Source organism: Sediminibacterium sp. (genome assembly GCF_051861365.1).
In the GTDB taxonomy this organism is placed as follows: domain Bacteria; phylum Bacteroidota; class Bacteroidia; order Chitinophagales; family Chitinophagaceae; genus Sediminibacterium.
Genome location: NZ_JBHYCW010000023.1, coordinates 1 through 20377, shown reverse-complemented (window position 1 = coordinate 20377; position 20377 = coordinate 1). Strand labels below are relative to the sequence as shown.

Here is a 20377-nt window from a genome sequence, read left to right as displayed (position 1 = left end):
ACTTTGCCGCTCACTTGAATATTTATATGCATCCTAAAGACTTATCGATACTTGATTTCAGTTACGATCTACCGGATGAACGCATTGCCCGTTACCCTGTTGAAGAAAGAGACCTGAGTAAATTATTGATCTATCAAAATGCAAGTATCACCACAGATGTATATCGCTCACTGCCTGAACTATTACCTCCTGATACACTATTGATATTTAATAATACCAAAGTAGTAGAAGCACGTTTGCATTTTTATAAACCCTCAGGAGGCGCCATCGAAATATTTTGTCTGGAGCCTGATGATCGTTACGCAGATGTAACAACTGCTATGATGCAAAAGCAACAAGTGTATTGGAAATGTTTGGTCGGAGGTGCTAAAAAATGGAAAGAAGGTCAACTCTCTTTATCATTTAACTGGAAGGATCAACAAATACAAGTATTTGCAGAAAAAGTAGCTGTACAATCAGATGCTTTTATCATTTTATTTCAATGGAGTGAAACCCATCTTTCTTTTGCTGATATTTTACATCATGCCGGTAATCTTCCACTCCCACCTTATATGGATCGTGATGTTGAAGATGCAGATAAAGAGCGTTATCAAACAGTGTATGCCAAATACGATGGTTCTGTAGCAGCACCCACAGCAGGTTTACATTTCACGACTCCCTTGCTCACACGACTGGCTGAAAAAAATATTCACTCTGAATTCGTAACACTACATGTAGGGGCCGGCACTTTTAAACCGGTGAAAGCATCCGTAATGCAAGATCATGAGATGCATGCTGAATATATTGATGTGAGCATTGAATCAATTGAAACCATTAGAAAAGCATTATCACACAACATCATCACTGTAGGTACCACTTCTTTACGCACTGTTGAAAGTTTATACTGGCTAGGTAAGAAAATCATCGATCAACCTTCTATCGCTATTCAAGAGCTTACTGTTGGTCAGTGGGATCCGTATAACCATTCAGGTGCATTGCCCAGTGCAGAGGCAGCACTCCTAGCACTTGAAAATTATTTGCATGAAAGAAAACGATACCGATTGATCACTAAAACAAGTATCATTATTGCACCGGGTTATACTTTCAAGATCATGAAAGCTTTGATCACGAATTTTCATCAACCACAATCTACACTACTACTATTGGTAGCAGCCATTACAGGAACCAACTGGAGAAATATTTATCAATACGCACTTGATCACGACTTTCGATTCCTGAGTTATGGGGATGGATCATTGTTGTGGAAACAGGATTAATTTTGATGCCCCTTCATCAAAGACATTTCAACCGTAAATGCACTTCCTTTACCAAGGGTACTATCTACCTTCACTTTTCCCTTATGTGCATCAATGACCGTCTTTACATAACTCATACCTAAACCAAATCCTTTTACATTGTGTAAATTACCTGTGTGTGCGCGATAGAACTTTTCGAAGATGCGTTTTACGGATTCTTTACTCATACCAATACCGTTATCTTCTACGCGAATAAGAATATGTTTGGTTGTACTATGGGTAGTGATACGAATCAGTGGTTTATCTTTTGAGTACTTGATAGCATTATCCACCAAATTGGATATCATATTGGTAAAATGTGCTTCATCAGCTTCAATTACATCATTGGCAGCATTCAAATGCAGTTCAACCATGCCTTGTTTATCCTGAAGTTGTAATTGATGATTATCCAGCGCATGTTGCACCACATCATGTACATGCAGCTTTTTTAAATTCAACTTCAATTCTTGCTTCTCCATCAATGCCGCCTGAAGAATGGTCTCTACATGTTTGTTCATGCGGATATTTTCTTCTTTGATGATTCCACTGAAATATTTCATTTTCTCCGGATCCGACTGCACTTTTTCATTTCGAATGGCATCTACTGCTAATGATATGGTTGCTAATGGCGTCTTAAATTCATGCGTCATATTATTGATGAAATCACTTTTGATCTCACTCAATTTTTTCTGATTCAACAATGAGCGAATGGTAACATAGAAAGCTGCAATAATGATGAACATAAATACAACAGCACCTATAAACACCCATTTTAATGATGCCCAAGCCTGTTTCTGAAAATCAGGAACCACTACTACCAAATATTCCGTAGCACTCAATCCTTCAAAATCTGAGGCGCTAGCAGGAACGATGGGTAGATAAATTCTTTTATTTAAAATCGTATCCCAATACTCAGAAGAAAACTTCTTTGTTGACATTTCAATTTCTTCTGTAGGACCAATCACCGCAAACTCAAATTTGATCTCTTTTAATCCTACCGCATCAAATTCCTGCCTTACCATTTTATGTACATCCTGAAAAGTAAACCGTTGATCAATAGTGGGTGGTTTCAAAATATGCAAATGAAAATCGGGATTGAAAGTAAGTCCACCACGTTTGGGCAGTCGCAATCGCTGAGAAGCGGGCGCGTTATTGGTAAGCTTTGCAGTTACATTGGAAGCTGCTTCATATGCTTTATTGAGTAACTCAGTATTACGTATCTCAAACAAATTATTCAGCCACGAACTCTGTATGATAAAAAGTCCAAGTAGCGAGAGGGTAATCAGTATGACAATAACGGGGAAAGTTCTCTTCATTCTCACAAATATAGTAGTCTGTACGAGCTAATCATGAACCCGGACCCATGATTTATATCGATTTTAACGCTGAGCAGACCCTACTTGTAAGATCAAATAGATTCCCTTAACTTTTCAGTATGGTGCCATTAGAATCCGGAATCTTATTGATATCAGATCCATTTTTAAAAGACCCGAACTTTTTAAGAACGGTGGTATTTCTCTGCGAACATCAGGACGAGGGAAGTTTTGGTTTTGTAGTCAATAAACCGATCGAACTTACTTTACAAGATGTGGTTCCGGATGCCGAAGGTTTATTGATTCCCCTTTCAGAAGGTGGACCGGTACAAAAAGATACATTGCACTTTTTACATCGTCGTCCCGATCTGATTGAAGGAGGCGTTGAAGTGATCGATCATATATTTTGGAGTGGCGATTTTACGCAAACCCTTTCGCTTTTACACAGCGGACAGCTACCCCCTTCCGATATCCGATTTTTTATTGGATACAGTGGTTGGGGAGAATCTCAGTTACAACAGGAGATTGATGATAGAAGCTGGATCACAAGGGTTGCCAAAAATGACCTCATTTTTAATCCGGATATCACGGGTATTTGGAAGGAATCACTCACAGATTTAGGGGGCGAATACCGACAAATGGTGAATTATCCCATTGATCCTCAATTGAATTAGAGAGATTAAAAAAACCTTAAAAAGCTTTTTAAAAAAAATATTCCCTTTTATTAAGATTAATTTAATAGTTCAATACCCCCAATTGAACCCTCAAAAGCCGAATATCCATCATTTCTTCTTTACGGAAGCCGAAAGACTTTTGTTAGCCTCACACCTGCTGAATTTCGGTGTTTGGGAGTTTGAATTCAGCAATTCAAGACTTATTTGGGATAATAAGATGTATGAAATTTATGGTGTTGCCAAAGAGCATTTCTTTCATACGATTGAAGATTTTCGAAAAAGAGTACATCCCGAAGACCTACCCGGTGCCGATGAAGCCATGAAAAATATTGTGCACGCCACAGAACCCCTATTTGCTCAATTCAGGATCATCAGACCGGATGGGGAAATCAGAATCATTAAAGGAAATGTTACCTGTATCAGAGATGCCGCGAAGCAACCCATCAGATTGATTGGTATTAACCATGATATCACAGACCAGCAAAAAATCCAATCAAAAATTCAGGATCAAAATGATCAGCTAAAAAAAATTGCTTGGATGCAATCACACGAAATACGAAAACCCGTTGCTAACATAATCGGTCTTCTGAACCTATGTGATATGGCTAAAATGGACATTCAACAACATCAGTTGCTTGAGTATCTAAAAGTCTCTGCGCAAGAACTCGATCATCTTATCAAAGACATCATTGAACGTACAAAAGCTACCGACTAAGCTAAATATCTATCATTGATTTTGTATATTGTTCATTCTTCATCAATGGAGAAGAACATATGGTATTCAAAAAAGCAACCTCCTATTTTACCGGTATTTTATTGCTATTGATCATCATTGTGACAGTAATCATCGTTTCTATCAAACAAACTGATGACCTAAGAACGATCAACAATGAGATTACTTTATCATTTGAAATCACTGAACTTGCCGATCGAGTACTCACACTCTCCATCGATAATGAAACCGGTGCCAGAGGTTTTTTATTGACGGGGAATGATCGATTTTTAGCACCATTTGAAAATGCGAAATTAAACCTGTCCGTTGCACTTGATTCATTGAAGAGCATAAAAGATATCAGACAAAGACATATCATCGACTCGATTATTTTTTATGCGGAAAAACGATTTTCATTCTCTGAAAAAATGATCAATATCCGGCGAAACAATAACCTTGAAAAATCGATCAAATTATACAACGCAGATGACGGAAGAATTTTCATGGAAAAAGTGCGTTATTTCATCAACATCCTTACATATCAACAAAATGAATTGTTGAATGAAGCAAAATCAAAGAGCAATGATTCATTTCAACGATTGACACTAATACAGTACTTGATTGTTGGAACATCTCTGGTATTGGTAATTGTTCTCGGTTATAAATTCCGTTCAGACTCCATCAAAACTAAGAATGAGCTGGAAAAAAAAGTAAAAGAACAAACCATGCAGATACGATCTATTCTTGATAGTATTTCTGATTCATTTATTGCTTTTGATAAAAATCTTATCATTACTTATATCAACAAAACATCATCAACTTTTTTTCAACGCGACCCTGAAACACTCATCAATAAGAATTTAAAAAAAATATTACCTAAGGAAAAGAATCAGTTCGTGTATGAGTTGATCGAAAGTGGAATCGAGTCTAACAAAAAGGTACAAGGCGAAGTATTTGATGCAGATACAGGCAATTGGCTTTATCATTACATATACCCTTCTGAAAATCTTGTCACTTTGTATACCAGAAATATTAATGATGAGAAAAAAAGAGAAAAGGAAATGGAAGTCATTAATGAAGATCTGAGAAGATTATCCTCCCACTTACAGCAAATCAGAGAAGAGGAACGAAAAACCATCGCGCGTGATTTGCATGATGATTTAGGACAACAACTCACCGGATTACAAATGGATGTCCATTGGATGCAAAAAAAATTACAAGAAGCTGATCCACAACTGCTGAATAAAATCAATGAAATCAATGAAATGGTCGATCATACCATTCGCTCTATTCGAAGAATTTTATCGGATCTCCGACCGGCCATTCTCGATGACCTGGGTATGTTGGCTGCCATGGAATGGTTAAACCAGGAAACAACTAAAAGATACCCCATTGACATTCATTTTCAGGTCAACACACAAGAAATTCCTTTGTCGCCTGATGCTGCATCCGGACTGTTTCGGATCTATCAGGAAGCCATCAATAATGCTATCAAACATGCCAATGCCAAAAACATCACAACCATTATTGAAGTCACAGATACTCAATTGACTATGTCGATAACCGATGATGGAAAGGGGATTGTTAATACTCAAAAACAGGAAAAAGGGTATGGATTGTTGGGTATTAAAGAAAGAACATATATATTGGGCGGAACTTTTTCAATCCAAACCGAAGAAGGAAAGGGAACATCTTTAATCATCCATATTCCTTTACATTAAATGGGGCTAAGAATATTAATTGCTGATGATCATGCCGTGATTCGTAAAGGACTCAAACAAATCCTTCTCGAAGCCTTTCCTGATGCCCTTATCAGTGAAGCCGTAGATGCCGAAGAGGTAACTGCTAAAACCATTGCGGATACATGGGATATTGTGATCACCGATTTGTCTATGCCCGGCAGAAGTGGATTGGATGTTGCCCAAGATATCAAACAAAATTTTCCAAAATTGCCGGTATTGATCCTAAGTATTCACCCGGAAGAACAGTATGCTATCAGGGCATTAAAAAGTGGGGCTTCAGGATATATCAGTAAAGACGCCGCTACTGAAGAATTGGTTGCAGCCGTTAAAAGATTATTGGCAGGGAAAAAATATATATCATCTGAAATCGCTGATAAACTGGTCAATGGTGTGGGGATCGATCAACATATTACACCCCACGAATTATTATCAAACAGAGAATATGAAATATTCATATTGCTGGCTCAGGGAAAACAAGTATCAGAAATCGCCGAACAACTTCATTTAGGCGTTACCACCATCAGTACCTATCGTAACCGCTTGTTGACCAAAATGGGATTAAAAAACAATACAGACCTTATCAGGTATGCATTAGACAATCAGCTCATCTAAGCTTGTCATGGTCTGTACTACAAATCAATATTACAGACCGCCACAAATCATATGAAGGTGGTGCTACTGTTGTACAACTTTATAACAGGTAGTTTTACTGCATGAAAAATATTCTTATTTACAGCGAAACGATGCTCTATCTAAAAGGCATTGATCTTTTGATAAATGAGGGCATTCAGGATATCAAAACAAACTGCGCTAACAGTGTTACCACCTATAAAGAACTGGTATCGAAAGAAAGCTATGCGCTCATCATCTTACACATCGACTTTTTAGGTACAACCAATAAAAATCAGGGTAAGACTATTTTCCTATTACCTCCTCACACTCCGACACTCATTTTAACAGATGATACGGTGAGTGCAGGCAAATTATTCCCGTCCGTAGTTGATCATATCTGTTTTTTGGATGTAAAAAATACGGCCACGAAAATCATCTCAATGGCGAATAACATGTTGAGTATGACAAAGCCGAACAATACAACTACATGATTAGAACCATCAGAAATATTCACCAATCGTTCAGTCATTTTTGGAAAAGAAAAAATCCATTTTCATTTTCGGAATCGCAGCAACTTCAATTAGCATCAGACCTAATCCCTTTTGGTATTTGGGAATATGATCTGCTCTCAGGCTTCATCACCTGGAATCAACCTATGTACCAGCTTTTTGGGGTACAACCGCATGAGTTTGATCATACTTTATCTGCTTTCAAAGATATCATTCACCCGGAAGACAGATCCGGTGTGGAAGATGTGATACATCATGCAATACATTGTCCAAATCAGCAAAAGAGTATCATATTTCGCATACAAGGTCCCAATCAACTCGTTAAGCATATTCGCGGGAATATCAAGTTACTCTACAATCATAAAAAAGAACCCATTAAGCTTACTGGCGTATGTATTGATATCACTCGTCAAAAAAGTATCGAAGTCCAACTAAAAAAAGAACGTGATAAAGCAGAATTGTACCTCGACTCTGTGGAAGCAATGGTCGTAGTACTCAATAAAGACGCGAGCATACGACTCATCAATCAGGCAGGTTGTAAGATCACCGGTTATGAAGAGAAAGATTTATTCAGTAAAGATTGGTATGAAGTTTTTGCTCCGATCGAAACCCGACAAGAAGCAAAAGCTGCATTTCTGAAGATCATCAATGGTGAAGCGGTATATCTTGAATATTATGAAAGAGAAATACTAACAAAATCGGGAGAGCTTAGATGTATTGCTTGGAGAAATAGACTTCTATATAATGAGCAAAACAATATTATCGGTGTATTGGCTACGGGAATAGATATCACCGCTAAAGTACAAGCGGAAAAAGAATCAGAAGACATGCGTAAGATGTATAAAGACATCTTTGAAAACTCAGTTTCACCGATGTTGATTTGTGATTCTTACTTACGCTATAAAGATGTAAATCCTGCCGCTTGCGAATTATTGGGCTATTCCCGTGAGGAGTTATTGAAAATGCATGTGTGGCAATTGACCAGACCGGACATGCAAATGTCTACCATGATGTTATGGAGCGATTTTATTGCTACCAAACATCAGACAGGAACCATTGAACTATACAAAAAAGATGGCACCAAGTTGATCGTAGAATACCAAGCCACTTCTGAATTTACCCCGGGTATGCATTTCTGTTCTTTAATGGACATCACCGATAAAAAAACGGCTGAAAGAAAACTGATGTCACAAAATGAAAAGCTTAGAAAGATTGCCTGGTTACAGTCACATGAGGTACGTAAGCCATTGGCCAATATTCTTGGTTTGCTATCCCTGATGGAATCGCAAAAAACACATACGGAACATGGATATGTTTTTCAATACCTCAAACAATCTTCTGATGAGTTAGATCAGATCATCAGAAATATCATTGAAAAAACAAAGGCAGTAGATGCCTGATGCAAATAACTTACCCCCCATATGGCGTCAGCCTTAGGCTGATGACCATAAAAAAAGCTCCGGTTTCTACCGGAGCTTCCTTTTATACCATCATCTGTTGTTAGAGCGCTTGAGCACCTTCTACCAGAACAGTTACTTTGTTATTCAACACTTCTACAAATCCACTTTGAATACTGTACATTTCATTGTTGCTTTTGTCTTTCAGGATTTTTACATTCCCTTTCCCCAAAGCACTCACGAGGGGAGCGTGTTGATCCAACACTTCAAACAAACCGGTAATACCCGGCAGTTGAATACCATAAACCTCTCCGCTGTACAGTTTCTTTTCAGGTGTTAATATTTCGAGTGTCATAATAATCTACTAATTGATGAATTATCCTTTTGCTGCTTCTAACAGTTTCTTACCTTTTTCAATCGCATCTTCCAGTGTACCTACCAGGTTGAATGCTGCTTCAGGGTACTCATCTACTTCACCGTCCATGATGGCGTTGAAACCGCGGATGGTATCTTCGATGCTAACAAATACACCTTTCAAACCGGTAAACTGTTCAGCAACGTGGAAAGGCTGACTCAAGAAACGCTGTACTTTACGCGCACGCTGTACGGTCATCTTATCTTCTTCACTCAATTCATCCATACCGAGGATCGCAATGATATCCTGCAGTTCCTTGTAACGCTGAAGGATCAACTTCACACGGTTAGCAGTTTCATAATGTGCCTCACCTACGATGGCAGGAGTCAGGATACGCGAAGTAGAATCCAATGGATCCACCGCCGGGTAGATACCCAAGTCAGCGATCTTACGACTCAATACCGTAGTTGCATCCAAGTGAGCGAAGGTAGTTGCAGGAGCAGGGTCAGTCAAGTCATCCGCTGGTACATATACCGCCTGTACAGAGGTGATAGAACCGTTTTTGGTTGAAGTGATACGCTCTTGCATCAATCCCATTTCAGTAGCCAATGTAGGCTGATATCCTACCGCTGAAGGCATACGACCTAACAACGCTGATACCTCAGAACCTGCCTGGGTGAAACGGAAGATATTATCTACGAAGAATAAAATGTCTTTTCCTTTACCGGTACCATCTCCATCACGGAAATATTCAGCGATGGTCAGACCAGATAATGCCACACGTGCACGTGCTCCGGGAGGCTCGTTCATTTGTCCGAATACAAAAGTGGCTTTAGAATCTTTCAATCCTTCCATATCCACTTTGCTCAGATCCCATCCACCTTCTTCCATGCTATGTTTAAAGGCATCACCATATTTCATGATACCTGCTTCAATCATTTCACGCAACAGATCATTTCCCTCACGAGTACGCTCACCCACACCGGCGAATACAGACAAACCACCGTATCCTTTAGCGATATTGTTGATCAATTCCTGGATCAATACGGTTTTACCCACACCCGCACCACCAAACAGACCGATCTTACCACCTTTTGCATAAGGCTCAATCAGGTCAATTACCTTAATACCTGTGAAGAGTACTTCTGTAGCCGTACTCAGGTTTTCAAATAAGGGTGGTTTATTATGGATAGGACGACCGTTTACCTTGCTCACCTGTGGCAAACCATCAATCGCATCACCGGTTACATTAAATAAACGACCATTGATTCCATCACCAATAGGCATAGCAATCGCTTTTCCTGTGTCAACCACTTCCATTCCGCGAACCAGACCTTCGGTACCGTCCATAGCGATGGTACGAACGCTGTCTTCGCCGAGGTGCTGCTGCACTTCAAGTACAAGTTTTTCGCCTTTGTCTTTAGAAATCTCAAGCGCGTTGTAGATTTCAGGCAATGTTTTATCAGGAAAATGAACGTCAACCACCGCACCGATGATCTGTTTGATCTTACCTTTTGTAGCCATATCAGGAGATATAATTAGGTTTAAAAATGCCCCTCACAGGGTTCGGAAAACAGCCTTTCCGATTTGGCGGCAAAGGTAAGGGGATGAAGGGTAAAAAATGGCAATTCCTCCAAGTAAATTTTACCCACGGGTATGAGGTGCAAGGTACTAGGTGCTAGGTACTAGTTGCTAGTGGGTGTTTGGTTATTTAGTTTAAAATAAGTTTCATACCCACATTTAAAAGCCCCTAAATCAGTACAAGACACATGAAATCCAGTACCTTGTACCTAGACCTAGTACCTAGTACCTAGCACCTAGCACCCAGTACCTTGAACCCAGCATCTAAATCCCTAAATTTACCCCATGGAACACCTTCAAGATCATAAAATCAACCGATACATCTTTTTGGGTGCTATTCTGGTATTTGCAGGTTTCCTATTGTATAGCTTGACTGCTTTTTTTACCGCTTTTCTAGGAGCTATCATGTTTTATGTACTCAGTAAATCTCCCGTTGACTGGTTGGTGAACAGGAAAAAATGGCGGAAATCATGGGCCGCTGCATTGGTGATTATTACTTCCTTTTTTATCATTCTATTACCCGTTTCGCTACTCGCGGGTATGATGTATCAAAAAGTATCATTGGTAGCTACCAATTTTTCTACCATCATTGAACCCCTCACACATATTGATGAAGTATTGCGCAAAAAGTTTGATTTCATTTTATTGTCGGAAAAAAATATTGCCCAGCTGCAAACTTTTGCCACAGATTTTGTTTCCACTGCATTGAATCAGGGCATGAACCTGTTCAGCTCTATGATCATGATGTATTTCTTTCTCTACTTTATGATCATGAATACCGGTAGAATGGAAGCTGCAATCGTTTTTTATCTCCCTTTCAAAAGAAGCCAGATTGCTTTATTTGGAACTGAATTGCATGCCCAAACAATAAGCAATGCCGTGGGTGTACCGTTGATTGCAGTAGTACAAGGTGCGGTTGCCTACATCTCTTTTTTGATCACCGGAATGGAGGAACCTGTTTTCTGGGCCATTATTACCGGCTTTGCTTCCATCATACCAATTGTAGGAACCGGAATTGTATGGTTACCAATGGGTATATACATGCTCATCATCGGACAAACCTGGCAAGGCATTTTTTTGTTCGGATGGGGTAGTATTATTTTAAGTACGATGGACAATGTTGTCCGCTTTTTATTGGCTAGAAAAATGGCCGATGTGCATCCCATCGTAACCGTTCTAGGAGTCATCATCGGATTACATTATTTTGGTATCACCGGACTCATATTTGGTCCCTTACTGATCTCCTATTTTATTATCTTGATACGTATCTATTATCAAGAATACCAACCACAAAAAAGACCCAAAAAGAAAACAGTTGCTCAGAGTTTTAATTTACCCTTTCTCAGAAGGAGGAATCTGTGATTTCTTGATTTGTTTATAGAAGATATGTCTACCGATTTAACAAAAAAATCAAAAAATCAAAGATCAAAAAATCGCTTCCCAAACCACCGCAGCCAATACGCCTCCAATAATGGGTCCTGCAACGGGTATCCAGCTGTAAGACCAATCACTGGTGCCTTTATGTTTAATGGGAAGAATGGCATGCATGATACGTGGACCTAAATCTCTGGCCGGATTGATAGCCCAGCCGGTAGGACCACCCAATCCCAGTCCAACACATAATACCAGTAATGCCACCGGCAAAGCATCCAATGCACCCAATGAGTTAGTAGGTTTTATGATGAAGAGAACACCTATCATAAATACAAAAGTTGCCAACGTTTCCGTGATCAAATTTTGAAACGGACTACGAATAGACGGTCCGGTACTAAAGACCCCAAGTTTAGTAGCAGCATCAGATGCTTCATCCAAATGTTGTCTGTAAATAGCCCATACCAGTAAAGCACCCGTCATGGCTCCGGATAACTGGGCTAAAACATAAGTAGGCACATCCTGCCAGGGAAATTTACCCAACCAAGCCAATGCAACGGTCACCGCCGGATTTAAATGCCCCCCACTGTATGGTGCTGTTGCATACACAGCCACAAAAACAGCGAGTCCCCATCCAAAACAAATGGAAATGAGTCCGCCACCATTGCCCTTGGTTTTAGGAAGAATCACATTGGCCACCACTCCATCACCCAATGCAATTAATAAGGCAGTCCCCAAAAATTCAGATAAAAAGTTTGTCATATAGTTAAATCTAATTTTTTATTACATTTTCCCACCGAAGGAGTCCTACGGACTTTGATTCATCCAATCATGAAAAATCATAACAATCCGCCCCATCCGCGTTCCATCAGTCCATGGTCTATGATGAGTAGTCAGCAGTGAGTAAATCATTCACAATTGACAATTCACAATTCACTTTTCACCTTTCACTTCTCACCCATACCCCCTTTGAAGCACAATCAATCATAATCATCCGCCCCATCCGCGTTCCATCCTCCTCCACGAAACCAAAGCCCAATATTACACTTGTAGCTTGAAGCCTTCTTGTTCCCTGTCCCTTCTTTCTTGTTCCTTCCTAAAGATATCCTTCCACCAATTCAATAAAATCTTTTTTTTGTGCTTGCACCCACTCATCCGATTGATTCAATTCTATTTGCATAAATAGTACTACTTGTTCTAGGCAATCCAATGCTGCACGTGCATCTAAAAATAAAAGTCTGGTTCTTCTAGCCAACACATCTTCAACCGTAACTGCCATTTCATGTCGAACAGCATAGGCAATATCTGCCCATTGGTAAGAGAAGTCAGGATGTATTTTTGATGCCAATCCCTGATCTTCCTGAATCATTTTTTCTTTTTTCTGTTGTACGGATAAAGGATCACCGATAGGAAGATTTTTAGTGATGCATAAACGTTTATCCAGTTTAGAAATAAACACTGCATTATCAACCGCATCCTGAGCCATTTTGCGGTAAGTGGTCCATTTACCACCGGTGATAGTGACCAATCCACTGGGTGACACTACGATGGTATGGTCCCGTGACAATAACGCTGTACTCGTTCCCTCTTTGGAACGAACCAAGGGACGTAATCCTGCAAAGACACTTTTGATATCTTCTCTACGAATTTGAGGGGATACATATCTGTTGATGTGTTCTAAGATATAATCCACTTCTTCTTCCAGCACCAATGGTTCTGCAGCAACTTCTTCAACGGGTGTATCCGTAGTACCGATGACTACTTTATTATGCCAAGGCACAGCGAATAAAACACGTTTATCATCTGTCTTAGGAATCATGAGTGCGTGCGTACCGGGAAAATGAACAGCATCTACTACCAAGTGTACACCTTGCGAAGGATCTACCATATTGCTTGCAGAAGGATCATCCATTTTCAAAATGGTATCTGTAAAAACACCGGTTGCATTGACAACAGATCTAGCTTTTATGGTGTGTGTTTCATCGGTATCTGCGATATGGACGGTTATACCTGTTATTTTTTTCTTCTCTTTAATCAAATCAGTTACCGTACAATAATTAACGAGTGTTGCACCATGCAATACTGCCGTGGAAGCCAGATCAATGCACAACCTGCTATCATCAAATTGTCCATCGAAATACAAGATACCACCCTTTATTTTTTCCGGAGCCAGTGCCGGTAATAGGGCTAATGTTTCTTTGGCAGATAATAATTGGGTTTGTCCCAAGGATAGTTTCCCCGATAACAAATCATACAACCGAAGCCCCAGACCATAATACCATTTCTGCCACCATCTTCGCACCGGAATCACAAAAGGTTGTACAGAAGTGAGATGCGGTGCATTTTTCAATAACCATCCCCTTTCACGCAAAGCTTCTTTAACAAGTTTAATATTACCATGTTCCAGATACCGAACGCCGCCATGCACCAATTTGGTAGATCTGCTGGAGGTACCTTTTCCGAAATCGTATTGCTCAATCAATAAAGTCTTATACCCACGCGATGCCGCATCCACAGCCGCTCCCAGTCCAGTAGCCCCACCCCCAATAATCACCATATCCCAGGTGATATCTTCTCGCAGTTGCTGTAGTTGTGTATCTCGGTTCATGGTTGAGTTGCTGGGGGCAAGGTACTAGGTGCTAGGTACTGGGTGCTAGGTTTTAGGTGTTATGGTACAATTAACTATTGTCATCAAATATCTTTGTAATTTTACAAGTCAAAAAAAACCTAGCACCTAGCACCTAGCACCTAGCACCTAGCACCTAGCACCCAGTACCCTGCACCTAAGTATCAAACTCCGCCGCCCCCACTGCTCTTTTCCAGCCTTTTGATAACTGCTGTCTTTGATCCTCAGAAATTTGAGGTGTGAATGTGCGATCCATTTGCCATTGTTGTTGTATCTCGTCAACATTCTTCCAATATCCAACTGCCAATCCTGCTAAATATGCAGCACCCAAAGCAGTTGTTTCTGTCACAATCGGACGAACCACTTTGGCATTCAATACATCACTTTGAAATTGCATCAACAGATTATTGGCAGTGGCTCCGCCATCTACTCTTAATTCTTTGATGGTGATACCCGCATCTGCTTCCATGGCTTTTAATACATCCATGGTTTGATAGGCAATGCTATCCAAGGAAGCGCGAGCAATATGTCCGCCGGTCGTTCCTCGGGTAATACCAGTAATCGTTCCTCTGGCATGCTGATTCCAATAAGGAGCACCTAAACCGGCAAAGGCAGGCACTACATATACGCCATCGCTGTCTTTCACAGTAGCAGCCAATGTTTCTACTTCTTTGGATGAACGAATGATCTTTAATCCATCACGTAACCATTGCACTACGGCGCCGGCAATAAACACACTTCCTTCCAATGCATACTGTGTAATACCATTGATACTCCAAGCAATGGTAGTCAGCAAATGATTTTGAGAACGCACTGCTTTTTCTCCGGTATTCATCAACATAAAACAACCCGTGCCGTAGGTATTTTTAACCATGCCCGGTTGCGTACACAGTTGTCCAAACAAAGCTGCTTGCTGATCACCGGCAATACCGGCGATTGGAATATTGTGAGCAGTGAGAATATTCTGTGTATGTCCATATACCTCACTACTACTTTTTACTTGAGGTAAGATGGAAGCCGGTATATTGAATAGTTGCAAAAGTTCCTTATCCCATGTCAAAGAATGAATATTGAATAACATGGTTCTGGAAGCGTTGGATACATCGGTAACATGTACCTGACCATTGGTAAGTTTCCAAACCAGCCAGCTGTCGATGGTACCGAAACAGAGTTCGCCTTTTTCAGCTTTTGCCCTGGCTCCTTCCACATGGTCGAGGATCCATTTCAATTTGGTAGCAGAGAAATAAGCATCAATGATCAATCCGGTTTTGGATTGAATCATTTGTGCATGTCCTGCCGCTTTTAGTTCATCGCAATACGCCGCTGTTCTTCTGTCTTGCCAAACGATGGCATGAAAGATGGGCATCCCGGTGTGTTTATCCCATACCACAGTAGTTTCTCGTTGATTGGTAATACCAATAGCTGCAATCTGTTGAATGGTCAATCCTGCCTTGGTCACTGCTTCTGCTGCAACACCCAACTGTGTACTCCATATTTCATTGGCATCATGTTCCACCCATCCGGGCTGCGGAAAAATTTGTTTGAATTCTTTCTGCGCTACAGAAATAATAGCACCTGTATGATCAAATACAATAGCCCTACTGCTAGTGGTTCCTTGGTCGAAGGATAGGATGTATTGTTGCATGACCTAAGATAAGGAAGAAACAAGAAAAAAGAGACAAGACACAAGAAAGCTCCAAGCCACAAGCAGCAAGCTACAAGTGTGAAGTGTAGAAAAATACTTGTGGCTTGGAGCTTGGAGCTTTCTTGTGGCTTGTTCCTTGTTTCTTGTTTCTTATCTTTTTATCTTCTTGGTTTTAACCAAAGTTCCGGATTCATGGTTGAGCCTTTCTCGTTATTGATAACGAAGATAATGGCGCCTTCTCCATCAATACTTCTACCCGATCTTCCCAAAACAGAGCCTGCTTTTACTTGTTGTCCGACTGATACAGAAATACTGGATAGCTGGCTAATTGAGGTAAAATATTTTCCATGTCTGACCATGACTACTAATTCTCCATTTACTTCACTAGCATACATTACTTCTCCATCAGCAATACTTTTAACGGGGGACCCTTCAGGCAAAGCAATCTGGATTCCATCACTCTTCTGTGTGAGCTTGGTACCGGGTACTGTGGAAATACCATAAGGAACGTAAACATTTCCACGATCTACAGGCCACGGTAATCGGCCTCTATTTTGTTCAAATTGAATAGAGGTTTCCCTGCCCTCTGGCGTTGACTCAAATACAGAGTAGGGTCTGTCTGCTACCGGTTTATTCTCTAATGGTTCATTGATAGCAGTGCTCTTGGTCGCATTGCTATTAGACACAGTATTGTTTTTAGCAGTGGTTCCTTCGGAAGGTTTGGTATTATTGGCAGCTGCTCTTTTTGCGTCTTCTGCAGCTTTTTGTTTGGCTCTTTTGGCTGCCTCGTCTGCTTCTCGTCTAATGATAGCCATTACCGCCTGCTGCATTTTTTGACGTTGTCTTTCTTTATTCCTTATTTGTGTAGATAACTCCTGTTCTTTTCCTTTCAATTGTGCAACAACCTGATCTTGCACTTTTTTATCTTCTTGTAATACTTTCAACTGTTCACTCTGCTTCTCCAGTGTGGTGATGCGTTCTTTTTTATTGTTACTGAGTAAATCAATTTTTTCTTTCAACAACTGCTCAGATTGCATAATGGCTTCCGCCTGTGTTTCACGATTACGGCGATAGCTTTTTAGATAGGTAATTCTTTTGATCGCATCATTAAAACTTCTGGAAGAGAAAATAAAATTCAGGTATTCGTAACTGCTTCTGTTCTTGTAAGCAAATACAATACTCTTGGCATATTTAACACGCAAAGTGTCTAACTCTTTTCTCAAACGATAGATATCCCTTTCATTCAAAAAGATTGTATTATCCAGATCACGTATTTGACGATTGATGGAGTTCACCAACTGTTCACGCATCGCCACTTTTCGTTTGATGATGGCTAGCTGACTTAAAGAAAGTTTTTTATTTTTCTGGGTTTGAGACAGCAGATTATTGAGTTCCGCCAATTCCTTTTTCAGGTCTTGTTCCTGTTTTTGCAGTTCTTCACGGGTTTGGGCATGCACAGCCAGTCCGATGAAACAGATCAGGAAAAAGGAGAAAAAAGATTTCAGCATGATCAATGAATTTAATCCGCCTCTGACGGGTGTAAGTCCGCTTCAGGCGGAAAATTTTGTTTGATAACGAAAAATTGAAGGGTAAATTACTTACGCTTATAGTTTTTTGGCGGTTCGAAGTTGTATTTTAACGGATCATTTAACGTAAACTCTTTGAAATCAAGGTAAATATCCAGTTTTGCCTTCTCAGCCATCGATATTTTGCGGTTGGTAGCAAACATATAATCACCCAAAGGTTGATAGCCCCCAAAAGTGATATCACAAGTACGATTGCGTTGCATGTCTACATCATCTAGTTTACTGTACAATACGCGGTTATCATTTTTATCCAGGTTGATTAGGTGTTTAAACAATTCACCCACCATTACAACCAGTAACTGGGTATTGCTGTTTTTGTACGAAACCAGGTTCTTACTCACAAAAATCGGATTACCAATCAACAAGTCTTGAAGTGTCGCAAAATCAAAAGGTATTTGGGTTACATCCTGCAAATAATTGATCGAGCGATTCATGATATACTTTTCACCTACTTTACGCACCAGTGTCACACTGTCTTTATTAATTTTCACCTGTAGTCCTTCAGCAGATATCCCCAGGAATGAACCTTTTACACGAATAATAATCACACTGTCTTTACGCATACTCAGGTAAACGGTGTAATTGTCTTTGTTCTCTGCACCCTCATAATCCACTTTGATCTTGGCATTAACAGTCTGAAAGTCGATCTTATTCTGAATCACTTTCCCCATAATATCCGCCACAATAGCAGCAGAATCCACCTCCGGAGTCTCCTTAATCACCACCACCTGCGCCGTATCTTTTTTAGTAATGGCCTCTTGAATGGCTTCTACTTTCTTCACTGTTTTGCAGGAGAAGAGGAAGAGGAGGAGGAAAGCTGCGAGCTGCGAGCTGCGAGCTGCGAGCTTTTTTATAATCAGCGAAATATTTGAATATACACTTCCCAAAATGATCATTTTTTTAAACGAAAAAAAAACAACACCCGATTACCCGATCACCTGATCACCCAGTACCTTGCACCTAGCACCTAGCACCTAGTACCCAGCACCCGATCACCCGATCACCCGATCACCCAATCACCCAATCACCCTAAACCCCCGTACTCCCAAATCCCCCACTCCCTCTATCGGTAGCACCCAACTGCTCGGTCACATGCCATTCAATTCTTTCCACTTTTTGCAACACCATTTGAGCAATTCTATCCCCGGGTTGTATGATTTGCGCATCAGCGGAAAGATTGATCAGAATCACTTTAATTTCACCCCGATAATCTGCGTCGATGGTACCCGGCGTGTTCAAACAGGTAATCCCTTGTTTGATGGCCAGACCACTACGCGGACGAATCTGGATCTCATACCCTACGGGTATATCCACAAAAATACCCGTAGGTACCAATATGCGCTCAGAAGGCTGAATAGTTATGGGTTGCTCTAAAAAAGCCCTGATATCTACCCCGGATGAACCAATCGTAGCATAATCAGGTAAAGGGTTATTGGATTGATTAACAATACTCACCCGAATCGGCTGAACTGACATAGCCGCAAAAATACTAAATCTGGGGGAAGGTGAATTGTCAATTGTGAATGGAGTAATTCTTGTAAAACTAATTATTCACCATTCACAATTCACCATTCACGTCTCACTCCTACCCCTTTGAAGCACAATCAATCATACTCATCCGCCCCATCCTACTAAACTTGTAGCATGCAGCTTGAAGCTTGAAGCTTTCTTATTCCCTGTTTCTTGACCCTTCCTTGTTTCTTGATTCTTGATTCTTGTTTCTTGTTTTTTCACTTTTTCATTACAAACGATTTTGTAAAAAACAGAAACCGCTCCCGATATAGTTGCGCTTTTGGAAAAATGGATTGCAATTCAGCCTTTGTCATCAACCTGACTTCCCGAACCTGTCGTTCTGCTGCAGATCGTTCATTTTGCTTAGGGATATGTCCAAGTGGAAAGTGTTGTGTTAACCATACACGCCAATTGAAAGGCAGATACTGAAAAAAAGGAAATACCCAATGTGGCTCAATAGGAAACCAATAATTAGGTGTTTGTATGAAATATGTTTTACCCACTCTCTGTACTTCTGTCGCCATTTTTTGTTGTTGCTCAAAAGTATAGAGGTGTTCAATGACCGAATTCGAAAAAACAATATCAAATGACTGATCATCAAAATCAAGTGCAGTAGCATCACCGGCAATACTCATAAAACCGGGTTTCATTTGCTGTTGCACTTCTAAATTCAACAATGTAATGCTAACTCCTTCTTCAGCAAAACCCATGGCTTCCCAAAATGCCAATGTGCCACCAATATCTAAAATTGAAATAGGCTTAGGAAGTGATCGAACCAACTCCAGAAAAATACGAAATCTGCGCTGTCTAAACCGATGAGATAAAGATTGTGTATTCCTATTATCAGCGATGTTCTTCAAAATTCCAAGCATACCAGCATCACGTTATTTGTTGAAGATAGGTAGCAATTTTTCTTTCTTACTCAAAATAATGAAATATTTCATGATGGATGAGCTGCGAGCTATGAGCTGCAGGCTTCACGCTGCAAGCTGCAAGACAAATGACCATGGTCCATGCTCCATAGCATCGTTTCACCTTTCACTTTTCTCAACCAATCATAATCATCCGCCCTATCTGCGTTCCATCAGTCTTTAGTGAATAGTCAGTAGTGAGTAGTTAGCCTTGCATAATTTACTCACTTCTCACCCCTACCCCCTTTGAAGCACAATCAATCATAATCATCCGCACCATCCGCGTTCCATACTCCCCCACGGGCCTAAAGTCCCGTGCTATTTAAAATTCGAATTCCTTGTACCCTGTTTCTTGCTCCTTCTCCAAGGGAGTCCTTTGGACCTTGTGCCTTGTGTCTTCTTTCTTGATTCTTCATGCTCACGCATCCAATCATGAAAAATCATAACAATCCGCCCCATCCGCGTTCCATACTCCTCCACTTGTCAATTACATAAAAAAGGTTGACCTTTTTTGTTATCTAATAACCATTGGGCATATTGGAGCCCGCGGTTCTGTG

Annotated in this window: 18 protein-coding genes; 8 read left to right on the top strand and 10 right to left on the bottom strand. The window is 40.3% G+C overall.

The annotated features are described in order from the left end of the window. The first annotated feature begins 26 nt into the window (after positions 1-26). On the top strand, positions 27-1256 hold the full coding sequence (locus ACTIEV_RS11125) for an S-adenosylmethionine:tRNA ribosyltransferase-isomerase (protein ID WP_322196350.1): 1230 nt from the start codon (positions 27-29) through the stop codon (positions 1254-1256). Here ACTIEV_RS11125 and ACTIEV_RS11120 read toward each other — a convergent pair. Next, positions 1253-2590: a sensor histidine kinase gene (locus ACTIEV_RS11120; RefSeq protein ID WP_439516482.1), complete on the bottom strand. Its 1338-nt coding sequence runs from the start codon at positions 2588-2590 to the stop codon at positions 1253-1255. The two genes, ACTIEV_RS11125 and ACTIEV_RS11120, sit on opposite strands and share 4 nt — an antisense overlap. Positions 2591-2709: 119 nt before the next feature. Here ACTIEV_RS11120 and ACTIEV_RS11115 point away from each other — a divergent pair, with 119 nt between their 5' ends. The 6 genes from ACTIEV_RS11115 (at position 2710) to ACTIEV_RS11090 (ending at position 8236) form a co-directional block, all read left to right on the top strand. Beyond that, positions 2710-3261 (top strand): YqgE/AlgH family protein, encoded by a 552-nt coding sequence (locus ACTIEV_RS11115; protein ID WP_439516481.1) that lies wholly within the window; start codon positions 2710-2712, stop codon positions 3259-3261. Between the two features lie 82 nt (positions 3262-3343). Next, positions 3344-3976, top strand: a complete 633-nt coding sequence (locus ACTIEV_RS11110; RefSeq protein WP_439516480.1) for a PAS domain-containing protein — start codon at positions 3344-3346, stop codon at positions 3974-3976. Positions 3977-4035: 59 nt separating this feature from the next. Then, entirely contained in the window at positions 4036-5694 is a 1659-nt protein-coding gene (locus ACTIEV_RS11105; RefSeq protein WP_439516479.1) for a CHASE3 domain-containing protein, read from the top strand. Beyond that, positions 5695-6327 (top strand): response regulator, encoded by a 633-nt coding sequence (locus ACTIEV_RS11100; RefSeq protein WP_439516478.1) that lies wholly within the window; start codon positions 5695-5697, stop codon positions 6325-6327. A gap of 101 nt (positions 6328-6428) precedes the next feature. Continuing rightward, the gene (locus ACTIEV_RS11095; RefSeq protein WP_439516477.1) at positions 6429-6818 is read left to right on the top strand and encodes a hypothetical protein; all 390 of its coding nucleotides are present in this window, start codon (positions 6429-6431) and stop codon (positions 6816-6818) included. Further along, a complete protein-coding gene (locus ACTIEV_RS11090; protein ID WP_439516476.1) occupies positions 6815-8236 on the top strand; it encodes a PAS domain S-box protein in 1422 nt (473 codons plus the stop codon). The genes ACTIEV_RS11095 and ACTIEV_RS11090 overlap by 4 nt, the downstream gene beginning before the upstream one ends. A gap of 100 nt (positions 8237-8336) precedes the next feature. Here the strand turns inward: ACTIEV_RS11090 and atpC are convergent, their stop codons facing one another. Beyond that, entirely contained in the window at positions 8337-8588 is a 252-nt protein-coding gene (gene atpC, locus ACTIEV_RS11085; RefSeq protein WP_178889044.1) for an ATP synthase F1 subunit epsilon, read from the bottom strand. Positions 8589-8609: 21 nt separating this feature from the next. Next, the gene (gene atpD / locus ACTIEV_RS11080; RefSeq protein ID WP_178889045.1) at positions 8610-10112 is read right to left on the bottom strand and encodes a F0F1 ATP synthase subunit beta; all 1503 of its coding nucleotides are present in this window, start codon (positions 10110-10112) and stop codon (positions 8610-8612) included. Between the two features lie 342 nt (positions 10113-10454). Here atpD and ACTIEV_RS11075 point away from each other — a divergent pair, with 342 nt between their 5' ends. Then, positions 10455-11531 (top strand): AI-2E family transporter, encoded by a 1077-nt coding sequence (locus ACTIEV_RS11075; RefSeq protein ID WP_439516475.1) that lies wholly within the window; start codon positions 10455-10457, stop codon positions 11529-11531. Positions 11532-11594: 63 nt separating this feature from the next. Here ACTIEV_RS11075 and ACTIEV_RS11070 read toward each other — a convergent pair whose 3' ends face one another. From ACTIEV_RS11070 to ACTIEV_RS11040, 7 genes are all read right to left on the bottom strand, one after another. Next, positions 11595-12302, bottom strand: a complete 708-nt coding sequence (locus ACTIEV_RS11070; protein WP_439516474.1) for an MIP/aquaporin family protein — start codon at positions 12300-12302, stop codon at positions 11595-11597. A 334-nt stretch (positions 12303-12636) separates the two neighbouring features. Then, positions 12637-14148, bottom strand: coding sequence for a glycerol-3-phosphate dehydrogenase/oxidase (locus tag ACTIEV_RS11065; RefSeq protein ID WP_439516473.1), 1512 nt, complete (start codon positions 14146-14148; stop codon positions 12637-12639). A gap of 175 nt (positions 14149-14323) precedes the next feature. After that, entirely contained in the window at positions 14324-15811 is a 1488-nt protein-coding gene (glpK, locus tag ACTIEV_RS11060; protein WP_439516472.1) for a glycerol kinase GlpK, read from the bottom strand. Between the two features lie 158 nt (positions 15812-15969). Continuing rightward, a complete protein-coding gene (locus tag ACTIEV_RS11055; protein ID WP_439516471.1) occupies positions 15970-17319 on the bottom strand; it encodes a murein hydrolase activator EnvC family protein in 1350 nt (449 codons plus the stop codon). A gap of 86 nt (positions 17320-17405) precedes the next feature. Continuing rightward, complete coding sequence (locus tag ACTIEV_RS11050) at positions 17406-18179, bottom strand: DUF4292 domain-containing protein (protein ID WP_439516470.1); 774 nt, start codon at positions 18177-18179, stop codon at positions 17406-17408. A 247-nt stretch (positions 18180-18426) separates the two neighbouring features. Further along, positions 18427-18873, bottom strand: coding sequence for a dUTP diphosphatase (dut, locus tag ACTIEV_RS11045; protein WP_439516469.1), 447 nt, complete (start codon positions 18871-18873; stop codon positions 18427-18429). A gap of 254 nt (positions 18874-19127) precedes the next feature. Then, entirely contained in the window at positions 19128-19781 is a 654-nt protein-coding gene (locus ACTIEV_RS11040) for a class I SAM-dependent methyltransferase (protein WP_439516468.1), read from the bottom strand. Between the last annotated feature and the right edge of the window lie 596 nt (positions 19782-20377).

Coding starts and splice junctions, on each gene's coding strand:
- ACTIEV_RS11120 (WP_439516482.1), bottom strand. CDS start 2,590: ATGAAGAGAACTTTCCCCGTTATTGTCATACTGATTACCCTCTCGCTA.
- ACTIEV_RS11065 (WP_439516473.1), bottom strand. CDS start 14,148: ATGAACCGAGATACACAACTACAGCAACTGCGAGAAGATATCACCTGG.
- ACTIEV_RS11070 (WP_439516474.1), bottom strand. CDS start 12,302: ATGACAAACTTTTTATCTGAATTTTTGGGGACTGCCTTATTAATTGCA.
- ACTIEV_RS11125 (WP_322196350.1), top strand. CDS start 27: ATGCATCCTAAAGACTTATCGATACTTGATTTCAGTTACGATCTACCG.
- ACTIEV_RS11105 (WP_439516479.1), top strand. CDS start 4,036: ATGGTATTCAAAAAAGCAACCTCCTATTTTACCGGTATTTTATTGCTA.
- atpD (WP_178889045.1), bottom strand. CDS start 10,112: ATGGCTACAAAAGGTAAGATCAAACAGATCATCGGTGCGGTGGTTGAC.
- atpC (WP_178889044.1), bottom strand. CDS start 8,588: ATGACACTCGAAATATTAACACCTGAAAAGAAACTGTACAGCGGAGAG.
- ACTIEV_RS11040 (WP_439516468.1), bottom strand. CDS start 19,781: ATGCTTGGAATTTTGAAGAACATCGCTGATAATAGGAATACACAATCT.
- ACTIEV_RS11115 (WP_439516481.1), top strand. CDS start 2,710: ATGGTGCCATTAGAATCCGGAATCTTATTGATATCAGATCCATTTTTA.
- ACTIEV_RS11075 (WP_439516475.1), top strand. CDS start 10,455: ATGGAACACCTTCAAGATCATAAAATCAACCGATACATCTTTTTGGGT.
- ACTIEV_RS11090 (WP_439516476.1), top strand. CDS start 6,815: ATGATTAGAACCATCAGAAATATTCACCAATCGTTCAGTCATTTTTGG.
- ACTIEV_RS11095 (WP_439516477.1), top strand. CDS start 6,429: ATGAAAAATATTCTTATTTACAGCGAAACGATGCTCTATCTAAAAGGC.
- ACTIEV_RS11055 (WP_439516471.1), bottom strand. CDS start 17,319: ATGCTGAAATCTTTTTTCTCCTTTTTCCTGATCTGTTTCATCGGACTG.
- ACTIEV_RS11100 (WP_439516478.1), top strand. CDS start 5,695: ATGGGGCTAAGAATATTAATTGCTGATGATCATGCCGTGATTCGTAAA.
- glpK (WP_439516472.1), bottom strand. CDS start 15,811: ATGCAACAATACATCCTATCCTTCGACCAAGGAACCACTAGCAGTAGG.
- dut (WP_439516469.1), bottom strand. CDS start 18,873: ATGTCAGTTCAGCCGATTCGGGTGAGTATTGTTAATCAATCCAATAAC.